Annotated in this window: 12 protein-coding genes; 7 read left to right on the top strand and 5 right to left on the bottom strand. The window is 42.7% G+C overall.

Annotation, left to right across the window (positions count from 1 at the left end; genetic code table 11):
* Positions 1–142 precede the first annotated feature (142 nt).
* Positions 143–1,381, bottom strand: a complete 1,239-nt coding sequence (gene dapC, locus ABYU67_RS09115; protein WP_372844686.1) for a succinyldiaminopimelate transaminase — start codon at positions 1,379–1,381, stop codon at positions 143–145.
* A 294-nt stretch (positions 1,382–1,675) separates the two neighbouring features.
* On the opposite strand from dapC, the gene ABYU67_RS09110 reads away from it, so the two are divergent.
* The gene (locus tag ABYU67_RS09110) at positions 1,676–2,344 is read left to right on the top strand and encodes a hypothetical protein (protein WP_372844685.1); all 669 of its coding nucleotides are present in this window, start codon (positions 1,676–1,678) and stop codon (positions 2,342–2,344) included.
* An 8-nt stretch (positions 2,345–2,352) separates the two neighbouring features.
* Here ABYU67_RS09110 and glnD read toward each other — a convergent pair whose 3' ends face one another.
* Both glnD and map read right to left on the bottom strand, forming a co-directional pair.
* Positions 2,353–4,998: a [protein-PII] uridylyltransferase gene (gene glnD / locus ABYU67_RS09105; RefSeq protein ID WP_372844702.1), complete on the bottom strand. Its 2,646-nt coding sequence runs from the start codon at positions 4,996–4,998 to the stop codon at positions 2,353–2,355.
* Between the two features lie 427 nt (positions 4,999–5,425).
* Positions 5,426–6,217, bottom strand: a complete 792-nt coding sequence (map, locus tag ABYU67_RS09100; RefSeq protein ID WP_372844701.1) for a type I methionyl aminopeptidase — start codon at positions 6,215–6,217, stop codon at positions 5,426–5,428.
* A 308-nt stretch (positions 6,218–6,525) separates the two neighbouring features.
* On the opposite strand from map, the gene ABYU67_RS09095 reads away from it, so the two are divergent.
* The 6 genes from ABYU67_RS09095 to ABYU67_RS09070 all read left to right on the top strand — a co-directional run bounded on the left by ABYU67_RS09095 (position 6,526) and on the right by ABYU67_RS09070 (position 11,374).
* Positions 6,526–7,581, top strand: a complete 1,056-nt coding sequence (locus ABYU67_RS09095; protein WP_372844684.1) for a lipase family alpha/beta hydrolase — start codon at positions 6,526–6,528, stop codon at positions 7,579–7,581.
* 201 nt (positions 7,582–7,782) lie between these two features.
* Positions 7,783–8,889 carry a lipase secretion chaperone gene (locus ABYU67_RS09090; protein ID WP_372844683.1) on the top strand — a complete coding sequence of 369 codons (1,107 nt, stop codon included), beginning with the start codon at positions 7,783–7,785 and terminating at the stop codon, positions 8,887–8,889.
* A 350-nt stretch (positions 8,890–9,239) separates the two neighbouring features.
* Positions 9,240–9,728 carry an META domain-containing protein gene (locus tag ABYU67_RS09085; protein ID WP_372844682.1) on the top strand — a complete coding sequence of 163 codons (489 nt, stop codon included), beginning with the start codon at positions 9,240–9,242 and terminating at the stop codon, positions 9,726–9,728.
* 231 nt (positions 9,729–9,959) lie between these two features.
* Positions 9,960–10,991, top strand: coding sequence for a Xaa-Pro aminopeptidase (locus ABYU67_RS09080; protein ID WP_372844681.1), 1,032 nt, complete (start codon positions 9,960–9,962; stop codon positions 10,989–10,991).
* A 27-nt stretch (positions 10,992–11,018) separates the two neighbouring features.
* A complete protein-coding gene (locus ABYU67_RS09075; RefSeq protein ID WP_372844680.1) occupies positions 11,019–11,189 on the top strand; it encodes a DUF2256 domain-containing protein in 171 nt (56 codons plus the stop codon).
* A 50-nt stretch (positions 11,190–11,239) separates the two neighbouring features.
* Positions 11,240–11,374 (top strand): DUF2256 domain-containing protein, encoded by a 135-nt coding sequence (locus ABYU67_RS09070; RefSeq protein ID WP_372844700.1) that lies wholly within the window; start codon positions 11,240–11,242, stop codon positions 11,372–11,374.
* Between the two features lie 5 nt (positions 11,375–11,379).
* On the opposite strand, the gene ABYU67_RS09065 is transcribed toward ABYU67_RS09070, so the two are convergent.
* Together ABYU67_RS09065 and metH are read right to left on the bottom strand one after the other, a co-directional pair.
* On the bottom strand, positions 11,380–13,572 hold the full coding sequence (locus ABYU67_RS09065) for a P-loop NTPase fold protein (RefSeq protein WP_372844679.1): 2,193 nt from the start codon (positions 13,570–13,572) through the stop codon (positions 11,380–11,382).
* A gap of 12 nt (positions 13,573–13,584) precedes the next feature.
* Positions 13,585–16,263: methionine synthase (metH, locus tag ABYU67_RS09060; protein WP_372844678.1), on the bottom strand; the 2,679-nt coding region annotated here is incomplete at its 5' end.

The following is a 16,263-nucleotide window of genomic DNA, read 5'->3' as shown; positions in this document are numbered from 1 at the left end:
TCGCTTTATATTCAAATAACAGCGCTGCATTATTTGAATATCAGACTTACTATAGCACCATTTACCAGAAAACCGTCAATAACCATAATAGAATTGTGGTTATTGACGGTTTTTTGAGCTTAATGCGTTTTAAATAGCGATATTAAGCCGCGAGTAATTGACGAATGCGCTTGATTGCCTCGCGACTTTCCTCAACACTTGCGACCAGCGCAATACGCACATAGCCTTGCCCAGGATTTTTACCATTTACTTCACGCGATAGGTAACGTCCGGCAAGCGCGTGAATATTGGCATGCTCATAAAGCGCTTTGACAAAACGCTCATCATCACCACCGAATTGCTCAGGGGCTTTTATCCAAAAGTAAAATCCTGCTTCAGGCATCCGCAGCTCCAATAACTCTCCTAGCTCCGACATCCACAAGGCAAATTTTTCTTGATACAGCGCTCGATTGTGCGCCACATGCTTCTCGTCTTCCCAAGCAGCGATAGACGCTAGCTGATGAGGTATCGGCATCGCACAGCCTTGATAAGTACGATATTGCTGATAGGCAGCCAAAATAGTGGCGTCACCTGCCACAAAGCCTGAACGCAAACCGGGCAGGTTTGAGCGCTTCGATAACGAGTGAAATACCAGACAGTTTTTGAAATCGTGGCGACCAAGAGCTGCGCAGGCTTGCAACAAGCCTATTGGCGCTTTATCAAAATACAGCTCGCTATAACACTCGTCGCTGGCAATAATAAAGCCATACTGGTCTGATAAGCGCAGTACTTGCTCCCAGTCATCCATTGTCATCACTGAGCCGGTTGGGTTATTTGGACTACAGACAAATAATAGCTGCGTACGCATCCAGACGTCTTTTGGCACACCGCGGAAATCTCCCTTAAAACTGTTATCTAAGGTACAAGGAATAAAGTAAGGCGCTGCTTGTGCTAATATCGCCGCCCCTTCATATATCTGATAAAACGGATTGGGCATGACAACTACAGGTTTAGATTTAGGCGATTGATTAGGCGCTAATGACGAGTCAGCGGTTTCTTCTTTATGATCAACAACCGCCTGTACGATACTAAATATGGCCTCACGGGTGCCCATAACTGGCAATACTTGCGTATTAGGGCTGAGGTGATTGAGAAAAAAGCGCTTCTCAAGCCAGTGTGCAATGGTTTGACGCAGCTCAAATAGCCCATTTGTGGTGGGATAATGGCTTATTTTGTCCAAGTTTTCTCGTAGTACGTCCAGAACAAACGCAGGCGGGGCGTGTTTTGGCTCACCGATACCCAGTTTGATTTCATTATAGCCATGGGCTGGGGCGCTATCAGCCAGCAAAGTGGCCATCTTAGCGAACGGGTAAGGATGCAGATGCGTTAAGTTGTGATTCATAGGTAGGCTAACTGTAATAGACAGTTAATAATAAAATCATAAAGAAAAATTACATTTAAGCAGTGTAGCATTTCTCTTATTTTTTGTCTTTTTCTTCTTATGGTTGCTTAGAATGCTTGGTAATACCATGGCTAGAACATAGCAAGGCAGCGATATTTTGATGATATCTCTGTGTAAATAAGTAATTATGTGCCTGTATCGTGACCCCTTATTATAAAAAAGATATTATATCTGTATCACTAAGTAAAGATGAATGCTGGCTTTTCTAACAGCGTATTTTAGGAATGATTTGATATGTCTAGTATGTTAAAAACAGACGATCTCGATGCTAAGGATATCAATGAAAAATACTTTGATAATCATGACAGCCTTGACGTTTATAAGCAGTTAAAGCAGCGTGAACAGACTTGGTGGAAAGCCCGCCAACAGCTGACGCTGTTAAGAGAGCGTCAAGTATTTTGGTTTGGTGACAATAGTTTTATGATGTGGCTGCTGTGGCAATTGGTCAGCTATATTGTTGTTGCCATGGTACTTATGCTGCTGAGTAAGTTGCTGGATATATCGTTACCTTTGTGGCAATACATAGCTTTATTTGCTGTGCAGACCTTAATTTTTGTTGTGATGCTGGGTTTGAAGGACAGATTTGCTAGGCAATTGGAATATAAGATTAGTCGAGCCGATTTGTCGCGTGAAGAGATGCTCAATGAGATGACGATCTTAGCTTCCAATAGCTTATATCGCGATGTTCACGCCAAAGCGCCTATTACTCTCAAGCAAATTTACCGCTATTATAATGCAGAATTTCGTTTGGCAAGCTTGCACCGCCTCCTACAAAAGGAGGTCGATGCAGGGCGCTTGATGTATGGCGATCAAAAGGTAGAAGCGGATATCCTGCCTCTTGAGCTTGCTGATGATGCGCTAAAAGAATATGCTCGCAGTATCGTCTATAAAAGCTTGCTATAAAAAATAAGCTAGGCTCTATCGTTACGAACACTTAGACTGTCTATGAGCGCCGTTTTTAACGTCTTAAGTTTATCAGCGCTCAGGGCTTGATCGTTTTGATCGCTGATATAAAACATATCTTCTGCACGCTCGCCAAGCGTCGTAATACGCGCCGCGTGCACTTCAATCTGCTGCTGCAAAAATACTTGCCCAACACGGGCAAGCAGACCTGGCTGATCGAGGGTCTCTAAGCTCATAATATGCTGATTTGAGGCATCATTAAACTCAAAATCAATCGTCGTTGCCACATCAAAGTGTTTGAGCTGGCGGGGAATCCGCTTGTGCGTCAGTTTGGGCGCGGTAGGGTATTTAAAGGCATCTATCAGTCGCTGCTTCAGCTCTTGTTGGCTGTCGCTATCGACTAATAAAGTGCCGCTACGGTCGAGTAGCACATAGGAATCCAGTGCAAAATCACGGGTCGCTGTGATAATACGGGCATCCAATACATCAAGATTCATCTGATCGAATACGGCCATGGTCACCGCAAACAAGTTGACTTGATCTTGGGTATATATAAAAACCTGTACCGCATCAAGCGCCAATTCGCGATGCTCGCGTAAGACAACCAGCGGCGGACTGTCAGCATTTGACGCACGGCCAATGGGTGGATGATTCAAAATCGCTTCCGTATGCCATAAGATATCTTCTGCAATCTCACGCAAAAAATACTCATCGCCCAAATCATCCCACAATCTCAATACCTCATCGCGATTCATATGCTGATTGTCGACGTTATCTAGCATGGTCAGTGCTTGCTTGCGTGTGGCACTGATCATATCTTGACGATTGGTTGGCGCATCGATATCCGCCCGCAAAATACGGCGCGTTTGCGAATATAGCTGCTTCATAAGGGTCGCACGCCAGCTGTTCCAAAGTTGTGGATTGGTAGCGTTCATATCAGCGACAGTTAAGACATATAGGTGGTTTAGATGGGTGACGTTACCGACCAAATCTGCAAATAGCGTCACCACCTCTGGGTCTGAGATGTCCTTTTTCTGTGCTGTCATCGACATCAGCAGATGATAGCGGGTCAACCAGCCAACCAGATTGGCGTCCGCCGTACTCATACCGTGAGCCAAACAGAACTCAATCGATTCGATTTCGCCAAGTTGACTGTGATTGCCGCCGCGACCTTTGGCAATATCGTGAAACATCGCTGCCAACACCAAAATCTCTTTACGCTCAATACGCTGAAAGATGGAGCTCACCAGCGGAAAATCTTCATAAAACTGCGGATCGGTAAAGCGGTGCAGAATACGAATCAAAAATAAAGTATGGGCATCGACCGTATAACGATGGAATAAGTCATATTGCATCAAACCCGTGACTTGAGCAAAGGCGGGGATATAGTTGCCAAGCACGCCATAGCGATTCATGGTACGCAGGCGATGAAAGAGATAATTTTGCTCTTTTAGGTTGGCTAAAAATAAGGTTTGATGGGTAGGATTATCACGATAAGCCTGATCAATACCGCGCGCTGCAATCTTTAGCGCACGTAAGGTATGGGTGCGGACGTTTTTGATACCATACTGCCCCATGAGTAAGAACATCTCTAAAATCGACTCAGGATGCTGTGCAAACACTCTGTGATGCGCCATTGCGATTTGGTCGCCGACTTGGTTAAAGCGGGCATTGATAGGCTGCTTTTTTGGGCGTTCTTCATCAGGCAATTGCGGCTCGATGATGGTTTCGTAATAGTGATTGGTCAGCATCTCAGATAGCGTCGATATTTGCATGGCACAGCGGTAATAATCACGCATAAAACGCTCTACCGCCGCGTTTGGTTGGTCATCTGGCTGGGTATCATAGCCCATCAGCTGAGCAATCTCACGCTGATAATCGAATAACAGCTTGTTTTCATTGCGACCAGTCAATTCATGCAAATAGTGCCGTATCTGCCATAGATAGCTTTCTGCAAAGCTTAATTCATCGAACTCCTTTTCAGTCAAAAAGTTCTGCTGTACCAAGTCATAGAGCTTACCTACCCGAAAATAGCGTTTAGTGACCCAGCCGACGATATGAATATCACGCAGACCACCGGGGGCGGTTTTTATATTAGGCTCAAGGTTGTATTCGGTGGCATTGTGCTGTAGGTAACGCGCTCTTGCCTCATCGATTTTTACGTCATAAAACGCGCGCGGCGACCATTGAGTGTTTACTATTTGGTGCGGGACATCTTGCAAGCTCTCGTTGCCTATTAATAGGCGCGCCTCTAGCAAGGTGCTGGCAATGGTATGATCAAGCGCTGCCTCCAAGCATTCACTGACGCTGCGTACTGATAATGCTGGTTCAAGTCCAATATCCCATAAGAGCGCCACTAAATTGTCGATTTTACGACTGCTATCAGCGTCAATCTCCTGTGGCATCAGTAGCAACATATCGATATCTGAGTGCAGCGATAACTCACCGCGACCATAGCCACCGGTTGCAAACAGTGCCAAACCTGTTTTATCAAGCTCAAAATATTTGAACAACTCAATCAATAAATCATCAATCACGCACGCACGCGCACTTACCAATTGCCGAATACTGACCCCGCGCTCAAGGGCGCGGCTGATATCGTCATTGATTTGCAGCAACCACTCTGGAATACCAAATAGGGATTTTTCTCCCATACTTGTATCAGTGGATAGAGATAGATATAGAGATAGAGAGGTAGTGGTTATATTGTCTGCTGCAAATGAGGGCATCGGTGTCAAATCAATAGCGGTGACATCACAATTAAACATGAGCGTTATCCAGTTAAAAGTTTGAAATCTGGTTCAGTAAATAGAGTTCATTAAAAAATGCGAGCACTGATATAGTTGATTCTAGATAAAACAGATACGTTGTATCGTAACGCGGCGCAGGTATAAATTTTCTGGCGTGCTGTGGCTACGCCGACAGAGGCTAAGTAAAATTTATCCCGGTGCTCCTGTATTGCTTACATATAAAATGCACTATATCAAGAAAGTATAAAGATAAAAAACCAGCAAGCATAGTGGGGCGACAGTCATTAATAATAGACGAAAAAAAAGACCGCCTAAGCGATCTTTTATTGTATTACTGAGTCAAAAAGCTCAAATCTTCTTCAGGACGCGCGGTAAATACTTCGCAGCCGTTATCTGTTACGACCATCGTGTGCTCCCACTGGGCAGACAACTTGCGGTCTTTGGTAATCGCAGTCCATTCATCCGGTAAAATCTTAGTCTGCCACTTACCTTCGTTAATCATCGGCTCGATGGTAAAAGTCATGCCGGTTTTTAGCTCAAAGCCCGTCCCTTTTTGACCATAGTGTATGACTTGCGGCTCATGGTGGAACTCATTACTGATACCGTGCCCACAGAATTCACGCACGATACTAAAACGCTCAGGTTCAACCACTGCTTGAATAGCTGCACCAACGTCACCCAAACGCGCGCCGTTTTTGACCACACTCATACCAGCATATAGAGCATCTTGCGCCACTTTGCAGATACGCTGCGCCATGATAGAGCCATTACCGACGATCCACATTTTTGAGGTATCACCATAGTAGCCATCTTTAATCACAGTCACATCGATATTAATGATGTCGCCGTCTTTTAGCAGCTTGTTTTCGGATGGGATACCGTGACAAACCACGTGGTTAATCGAGGTACAGATAGATTTTGGGAAGCCATTGTAGTTAAGGGGCGCAGGGATAGCCTGTTGCACATTCACAATGTAGTCATGAGCAATTTGGTTTAGTGCTTCTGTGCTGATGCCCACTTTGACATGCTCATCAAGCATCACAAGGACATCGCTGGCAAGTTTACCAGCCACGCGCATTTTTTCTATGGCTTCAGGAGATTGGATAAGGGATTTTTTTGTCATCATCGTCGTACTTATAGTTATAGAATTTAGGTCACTAAGTATAGCACAAACGCACAAGTCGCTGCTTGAATGCAAGTTATTGAATATTTCAATCGTATTGATATTAAATGACTTTATATACGCCAATATGACTATATAGTCACTAGGATAAGGCTGTTAATGTCAAAAAAAAGTTGAATGTTACTTAATATATAAGTATCGTAATTTTGTTTGCTAAATGATTTAGCAGCCCTCTTTATAGCTTGGTGCAGGACGCATAAAATGAGCATATAAAGATAGAAATGTTGATTGATAACAAGGATGTTGTTATGTCTCTAAGACCTTCTCTGCGCGCTGTGCTCACACCGAGCGCATTTTTACCCTCATTAGGTGCCATTGCCACTGGTATGATCCTGATGGCTATGCAAACCACCTCTGCTCAAGCAGCTGGACAGTATTATAACTGTGCCAATGCTGACGGCTGCCAGCTCGTCAGTAGTCGATATTTCACCTCAGATCATACCAAAACCAAATACCCCGTGGTACTCGCCCATGGTATGGCAGGGTTTACCAAAATGTTCGGCTTGGTCGATTACTTTTATGGTATCCCTGAAACGCTTATGAGCGGTGGCAGTCAAGTATATACCACAAAAACCTCATCTTTTAATAATAGCGAAGTGCGCGGTGAACAGCTTTTGCAAAAGATAAAGACCATCAGTGCCATTTCAGGCAGCCCAAAAGTGAACTTATTGGGTCACAGCCAGGGCGGTATTGATATCCGTTATGTCGCTGGCGTGGCACCAGAGTATGTCGCTTCTGTCACGGCAATTGCCAGTCCAGAGCAAGGATCAAAAACGGCGGATGCTGTAAGGCAAACGCTGTCTGAGGGCAGCTTGGCGACTCAAGCAGTATCTGTGTTCCTGCAGCTATTCGGCGGCATTACGGATGTCGGTTCAGGTACAAGCCCGACAGAGCTCAATAAACAAGAAGCATGGAATACAGCGGTCGCGTTATCAACAGAAGGTGCGGCCAAGTTTAATGCTAAATTCCCTGCGGCGATGCCAACCCGCTATTGTGGACAGCCTACTGGCACTGAATCCAATGGTATCAAGTACTACTCATTTAGCGGTGTGGGGCAAATAACCAATGGCCTTGATCCTAGTGATTATGTGCTTACGCTGACAGGCACAAGCTTTGACAACGATCCAAATGATGGCTTGGTATCCGCATGCTCAAGCCGACTGGGCTATGTGATTCGTGATGATTATCGTATGAATCACTTAGATTCAGCCAACCAGCTTTTGGGTCTGACCGCATGGGGACAGCCTGATCCAAAAACCTTATATCGTGACCAAGTAAATCGCCTGAAAAAAGCCAATTTATAACGCTCCTAGATGCCCTAGCAGATTCACAGCCTATATGGTGCGTAGCTTCTATGATTAACAGTTTTCATAAATCGAAGCTTTTATGATTAACAGCTTTTATGACTCAAAGCTTTTATAAAAAAGGGTCAACAGTAAAACGACCCTTTTTCATATATCTTAAACCCCTACATGAACCGTTTGATTAAATAAGATACTCTCGCTATGTCACAGCATCGTTTTTCATCCTTTTCGCCCATTATCATCGCGGGGATAGTTGTTCTAATAGTCGCGATTATTTGGTGGTTTAAACCTGTTAACGAGAGCAAAGCTGTTTCTCAGCCCCTAGATAATCAAGCTAGTGCTGATGTGATAGAGGTAGTAAACGCCCATAATGACATAAATAAAAAATTTAAGCCCAATACGGTTAAATTTGCCACAGGGCTTGAGGATTTACCGCGCTCCTTACAAGGAACAGATGTCGATGGTGAGATTATCATTGATGAAAACAAACAACTGATTGTCACAGAAGGCTTACGGCGCTTGTTTGATTATTTTTTATCAGCGCTTGGTGAAGAAGAGGAGAACACTATTTATGCCCGCGTAGAGAGTTATATCCGTAGTCATACGCCCAATCCCGCCGCCAGTCAAGCGGTGGCGATATTTGATCAATACATCGCTTATCTTAAAGCCGTGCCTGAGATTGAGAAAAAGTACGGTACGTTACAATTGCAAGCGACCCAAAGTGGTGAGCTTGACTTGAGTATCGTCGCTCAGCAAAAACAAGATATCGCTAGGTTGCGCCAACAGCATTTTCATAAAAACACCATTAGCGCCTTCTTTGGGGCAGAAGATGAGTATAACGACTATAGTATGGAGATGGTCAGAATCAGTCAAAACTCTCAGCTGTCTGAAGCGCAAAAAGATGCCGCAAAACAAGATTACATCAGCCGTATGCCAGACAATATGACCAAAACCAATCTCGTTCAACAAGCCAATCTAAACGAGCTCATGACGCGTACAGAACAGATGCAAGCAAAAGGTGCTACACCTGAAGCACTATATAATATGCGTCGAGAGCTGGTCGGTGCACCAGCAGCAGCCCGTTTGGCGCAAATAGATCAAGCAGATGCAAGCTTCGATGAGCGTTTCAACCAGTATCAAGCACAAAAACAACAGCTGCTAAAACAAAGCGTCAATCCATCACTAGCGCCATCGCAAGTTCAAATTCAAATCAATAGAATCGAGCAGCAATTGTTTAATGAGGCTGAACGCAAGCGTCTGACAGGGTACGCCGCTCTGCAACAGCAAAAAGCTGCCGATATGAATTAATTAAAAGGATAAGCTATAGAGGTGCATTCAGAGCTAAGGAAAAATATAGCATTAGGAATGAAGAAACTTTTAGATAAAATACAGATTCTTAAGGGTAAGATAACACATAGTGTGCTAGCAGCTAATAACTGGTATAGCAAGGCACGTTAGCAAAAATACCGTAAAGTGGTACAAATATAGGGGTAATTGGTACTCAATCTATCATGAAAGGCTTATGAAAATTCGGCATAATAAGCGCATTGTTTAGACTAAAGAAAATAACAAATTAATCAGAGCAAATGCTACTGATTAAAATGATAAACAATGGCTTTTTACTTTGCCCTTTACTTTTGAAACCTCTAGGAGTTTATATGAAAAACATGACTAAAATGATGATGGCTGCAACGCTTGCTGTAGGTACATTGGCTGCTGGTTGCCAAACTGCACCGACAGTTGTTGCGCCTGTGACTCAACCAATCACCTCTAATGCACTGCAAGCCTATGACTGGCAGCTAGTTGACGCGACGCGCGCCAATGGTCAAAAGGTTACTCAGTTATTCTTTGATACTTCTAAGCCACTTACGCTAAAATTCTTTAAAGACAACGGTAATGACCGTGTGAGCTTTGTGAACACTTGTAATAACATGGGTTCTGACTATAAAGTTGTCAACGGTAATGTTGTATTAGGCAACGTTCTGTCTACTATGATGGCATGCCCTGAGCCACAAGCCAGCTTTGATACCGCCACGCTTGCTACGGTACAAGGTAAATACAGCATCAGCACCAATGCCAATAACACGCCTATCTTGACCATCAAAAACAGCAGTCAAGTTGCCCATTTTAAAGCGGTTGCTAAATAATATAGACAGCTAGTTGCTATCGTCATATTATAATCGTAGATAAAAAATGCCTCACTTAGCAGTGGGGTATTTTTTTGTCCAAAAGTTTTTGTCTAAAATAAAAAGGCAATGTACGTTACACTAGCGATATCGCTGTTTTGCTGGGTTATGTTTGATTTGGCTTGAGATCAGTAATAGTAAATTGCAGGTTTTAAATGGCTCATATCGAATGGCTCTATAGGACTTTATCTTATGTTAAAAACCGCTGACTTAAAATTGCCTGTGACCAATCGTAGGCTACCCAGTGCTGTTGTTATTGTCATGCTTTCAATGCTGGCCGTGTTGACAGGCTGCCAGACAATGCCAAATAATTTCTCTAAAGCGCCAAGCGCCATGGTTATAAATAATCCACTTACGATCGGCATGCCAGCGATAGACCGTCAAGGCTATATTGCTTATATAGAGGAGCAAGGCGTGGGCGCGGCCAAGGTCTCGACGCTATATCGTATCCGCCCTGATGGTAGCGAGCGCCAATTGATTGATCAGCTAAATGGCTATATCTATGCGCCTGCGTGGTCAGCGGATGGTCAACTGCTTGCCTATAGCAAACAAGCGGCGCGTCAGCATCCAAAGATTTATATTTACGATGTGAAAAGCGGTAGTCATAATTTGGTCGTCAATGTAGAAGGGAGTAATTTATCGCCGTCATTCTCACCCGATGGCAAAAAACTACTCTATAGCTCAACTGTGGGCGGCAACGCTGATATCTATGAGATGCAGCTAAAGGATGGTAGTACCAAACAGCTCACCACGCTACCGAGCACTGAAGTGCAGCCAAGCTATGCGCCCGATGGTCAAAGCTTTGTCTATACCAGTGATAAAGTCCGCGCTGGTCGTCCAAGTATCTACCGTTATAACTTTGTCACGGGCAACGCTACGCTTATGTCAACGAGAGGCTATGCCGCCAGTCCTCAGATAAGCTTAGATGGTCAGCGTTTGGCATATCTCAATGGTCGTAGGGCAGCGGTCATGACACTTACTACAGGGCAAGTCATTAATCTGGCAGAAACGGGACTCGATGAGCCAGCGCGTCTATCACCTTCTGGACAATATGCCGTTTATGCGACGCGTCAGTCAAATTTGGGCAGGCAAGTAAGTAATCAATATAGTCAAAGTTCTCAAAATGGTGGCAGCTTGGTTATTCACTCATTATCCGGTAATAAAAGCTATGCAATTAGCAGTAAAGCGGGCGGCGTCGTGCGCTCACCCATTTGGGGTCGTTAAACATTTTTTAATTGAAAGGTAATAATCATGGCGCATAAAAAGAAGAACGTTCGCAAAAAAGAATGTCCAGTCTGCTTTCGAGAATTTAGCTGGACTAAAAAGTTGGATAAAAACTGGGACAGCATGGTCTATTGCTCAGACCAATGTCGCCGCGTAAAAAAGTATGAAGGGCTGGATCATCAAAAAGAAGATAGATAGGTGTTAATGATGAAGTAGAGATATAGGCAAATGGGAGCAGAGGATGGCGCATAAAAAAGTCAATCTACCGCAAAAAACCTGCCCCGTTTAGCTGGCGAAAAAAGTGGGAGAAGGATTGGGAGCAGGTGGTGTATTGTTCTGAGCGGTGTAGAAGGGGGAAAGGTAGCATAGCGACTGAATCCTGAAAAAGCTAATCTTCCTCAGTTTTATAAAATAATTTTTTCATTTCGATTTCATCGTCATTTACAGAGTTGTTGCTATTCGTAGTTAATAACTGCTCAAAATTTTCTAAGCTAATAAATTGTGAAAGTATTTCCTTGTCTACAAATGTATCTTCGCTTATGCCATAACTTGAGACTGTTGTACTGGTTCTTATAAATACACTATATATCTGGAAAAAATCTTCTGGATTATAAAGCAGATGACTAATATGATTTTTACAGCTATTTTGGTCGTAATTATACCAGAATAATAAAAATGTTACACGCCGTTCATGTTTGACGAAAGCTTCTAGTTGACCTTTGATAAAGCTTTCTATATTTGTAGCTATCTTGCCCCGAATGATATTAGTATCGTGTTCATTTATAGAATAATTTTCACTTGTTTTTTCAATTCTTGAGTAAATTACTGGAAGTAAAGATGAGACTTTATTCTCATCGATAAATTTGCTTAATATATCATATTGTTCGTTTTTGAATTTTTTTAATGAGTCTAAAAATAGAAAGCTTACTCTTGTTTTATTAGATATCATACCCTCATCACTTACTAGGTTGTATAAATAATTTAATGAGTTGAAATACTTGTTTATTAAATTATTAGGTATTTTGTCTAGATGTGAGAATGTATGCTCGATAAAGCTATCAAATTTGTTGTTCTCATAGATATTATTCAAATATGTCTTGGTAGACTCATCATTATCTAAATTCTCAAAGAAATTTATGACTCTATAGGTAGATAGTTTATTTACTGAGATATTAAGCATGAAATATCTATCAAATCGACTTTCATGAGAAATCATATTTTTTATAAGCTTTTCTTCAAGACTATTGGTATCAAATGATTCTTGAATATAGTCATGAAAGGCAGGAAAAATAGTTTTTAGTAGATTAACAGAACGACTGCTACCAAAATCCTTAATAAATGTATTAGCTATATCTTTTTTATCTTCATTTGACATATCTGTAAAGTTATTTATATTTTGTAATTTACCTAACATTAAATCTTTATTTAGATATATAGCAGAGTATAGCTTTGGTTCAAATATTCTAAATGTTTCCAGAACTATAAAATCTGTAAAGTTTACTTCTAGATAACTATTATCTAATTGAGACAGTAGATTAAACTCGAAAGAATTAAGGAATTTATAAACAGAACGTAAGCTTGTAAAATAACTAGTTAAACCTTGTTGGTGGAAGATATCAGTAAAATAGCTATTATCAAAAACTTGATCGGCATTATTAGATGGTATTTTTTCTAAAATTAGATTTAACTTATCTATCAAATATTTTTTTAGTAACATCATATCAGGTTCAGGTACTTTAAATTCTACTTGGACTATTTTCTCCATGTACTCATGACCAGTTTGAGTGACATCTGTTATTTTTTTCTCTAATACTGATTTTGAGTACAAAAGTAAAAATACAATATTTTCAAAATCAGTATTAGATTTAACTAACTGCATAACGGTAAGTATCTGATTACGTTGTAATCTATCTATATCATCTATTATGATGAGTATAGGCTCATTAAGCTTAGATAAACTTTTAGCAATATCATTCTTACAATCAGTAATAGATTGGTTATTTTCTTTCGCTAAATGTTCGTTTCTATCCATTACAGACTTAAACAGCCCACCTAGTCCCTCAAAAAATACTAGCCAGATAGTCAATATGCCGATTATTAGATTAGGTAATAATTCCAGTGAAGAGTTATCAGGAAAATTTTCAATAAAGAAACTACTTCCAAGTAAAACGCCTAACAGAAGTGGAATAACCTTTATTGCAGGGCTTGCAACGATTTGTATATTGTTTAGATAGTAATTGTATCTCCGAAATTTTTCAGCCAATCTCTTGTATTTTTTACTATCGTCTTTCAGCTCTAGTTCACTAGCTATTTCTGTAAAAAATGCACTCATAATTAAATCTTGAGATGACCACTCCCAAGGTTTAAATTCGATTATGCGCGTATCCTGATTGGTCGTTTTAATTCTATTAACTACTAAGTTTTTAACAGACGTTTTACCAATTCCCCAGTCACCAGTAAGTGCTATGATCCAAGACTCTTTATGCCTCCACTTTAATATGGCATCAGCTAGACTATTAGAGAAGTCTGCTCTATTGAGCAGATCTTCTTCAGCGTTTTCAATAGGCTTGTCTTTATACAATCTCACTTACCCCTACAAATTCGGATTCAACCACTTCTCAGCAGTTTTCATATTCCAACCTTTACGATCAGCATAGCTCTCTAACTGATCGGTACTGATTTTACCAACGTTAAAGTAGACACTGTCAGGATGCGAGTAATAGAAGCCGCTGACCGAAGACGCAGGCCACATTGCATAGCTTTCAGTGAGCCTTGTACCAATAGCATCAACCGTACCAAGCCAATCGAACAGTTTGCCTTTTTCGGTATGCTCAGGGCAGGCAGGGTAGCCGGGTGCAGGGCGGATACCGACGTATTTTTCTTTAATCAGCTCATCGTTACTCAAACTTTCTTCAGGCAGGTAGCCCCAATACTCCTTACGAATGCGCTGATGGAGATGTTCAGCAAAAGCTTCTGCTAAGCGGTCAGACAAGGCTTGTACCATGATGGCATTATAGTCATCGCCATTGGCTTTATATTCTTCAGCGAGTTTTTCTGTGCCGACGATGGAGACCGTAAAGCCGCCCAGATAATCGGTATGCGTATCCGTTGGTGAGATAAAGTCCGCTAAGCTAAAGTTTGGCGTACCGCTGGCTTTGTCGCTTTGTTGACGCAGATGCTCAAACTGGTATTCAGCGTTGCCACCATCTATCGGTGCTTTATCATAGACGGTGACGGTATCTGCGCCGGTACGTTTGGCAGGTGCGATTTTAAACACGCCTTTAGCAATAATTGATTTTTCGTCGATCATCTTATCGAGCAAGTCTTTGGCGTTATTAAATAAGTCTTGGGCTGCTTCACCAACCACCTCGTCGGTTAGGATTTGTGGGTATTTGCCAGATAGACCCCAAGAGATAAAGAATGGCGTCCAGTCGATATACGGAACAAGGTCGTGGATAGGATAGTCATCCAATATCACTTGTCCTAATTGGTTGGGCACAGGCGGTACATAATTATCCCAATCGTACTGAAAGCCAATCTTGATAGATTCAGCGTAAGAGAGTTTGGCAGCTTTGGGCTGGCGTTTTGCTAAGCGTTCGCGCACTTTGATATATTCTGCGCGGGTTTCATCTATTAAGCCCTGACGGTGTTCTTTTGACAACAGCTTGGTCACCACGCCGACAGAACGTGAGGCGTCTGCCACATAGATGACGCCATCGTTTTGGTATTGTGGCTCGACTTTCACTGCGGTATGGGCTTTTGAGGTTGTTGCGCCGCCAATCATGAGTGGCAAGGTCATGCCACGCTCTTGCATTTGCTTGGCGACATAGACCATCTCATCAAGGCTTGGGGTAATCAGACCTGATAGCCCGATGATATCGACGTTTTCGCTAATCGCAGTATCAAGGATTTTCTCACAGGGTACCATAACGCCTAAATCAACGATGTCATAGCCGTTACAGCCAAGGACCACGCCAACGATATTTTTACCGATATCATGGACGTCACCTTTGACCGTTGCCATCAGGATTTTACCTTTGGTTTCGCCTTCGACTTTTTCCGCTTCGATGTACGGGTTGAGCCATGCGACCGATTGCTTCATGACCCGTGCAGATTTGACCACTTGCGGTAAAAACATTTTACCCGCGCCAAATAAGTCGCCGACGATATTCATCCCGTCCATCAACGGTCCTTCGATGACTTCTAGCGGTTTTGGATATTTCTCCCACGCTTCTTTGGTATCGGCATCGATAAAGGTGGTGATACCTTTGACCAGCGCATGAGCAATCCGCTCTTCGACCGTGCCTTCACGCCAGCTCATATCGACGGTGCGGTCTTTTTTCTTACCGCCATCTTGATAGCTCTCAGCGATGGTCATCAGGCGTTCGGTAGCATCTTGACCGCTCTCGCCTTGATTGCGGTTGAGCATGACATCTTCGATAGCGTCGCGCGCTTCCTTTGGAATATCATCATAGAGTTCCAGCATGGCAGGGTTAACGATACCCATGGTTAAGCCATTTTGAATTGCATGATAAAGGAATACTGAGTTAATAGCTTCACGAATCGGGTTACCACGGAAGCTGAACGAGACGTTAGAGACGCCGCCCGATACCATAGCATTTGGCAAGTTATCGGTAATCCATTTGGTTGCATTGATAAAGTCGGCACCGTAATTATTGTGCTCAGTAATACCCGTTGCGACGGCAAAAATATTGGGGTCAAAAATAATATCTTCTGATGGAAAGCCCACTTCATTGACCAGCACATCATAGCTACGCTGACAAATCTGCGTTTTGCGCTCAAAAGTATCGGCCTGACCATCTTCATCGAATGCCATCACGATAACCGCAGCCCCATAGCGCATACACAGCTTGGCACGCTCAACGAACTCAGCATGACCTTCTTTTAATGAGATAGAATTGACGACACACTTACCTTGAGTACGTTTAAGCCCTTCTTCGATAATGTCCCACTTTGATGAGTCTAGCATCAAGGGTACACGGCTGATATCAGGCTCGCCAGATACGAGGTTCACAAAGTGTATCATCGCTTGCTTGGAGTCAAGCATGCCCTCATCCATATTGATATCGACGATTTGCGCGCCGCCTTCGACTTGGTCGCGGGCAACGTCAAGGGCTTCGGTATAGGCTTCGGTTTTAATCAAGCGTAAGAATTTCTTTGAGCCAGTCACATTGGTACGCTCACCAACATTGACAAATAGACTGTCAGGCGTGATGTTAAAGGGTTCAAGCCCTGACAGGCGGCAGGCAGG

It is taken from the genome of Psychrobacter sp., from assembly GCF_041554015.1.
Taxonomy (GTDB): Bacteria; Pseudomonadota; Gammaproteobacteria; order Pseudomonadales; family Moraxellaceae; genus Psychrobacter.
This window is presented reverse-complemented; position numbering and strand designations above follow the sequence as displayed.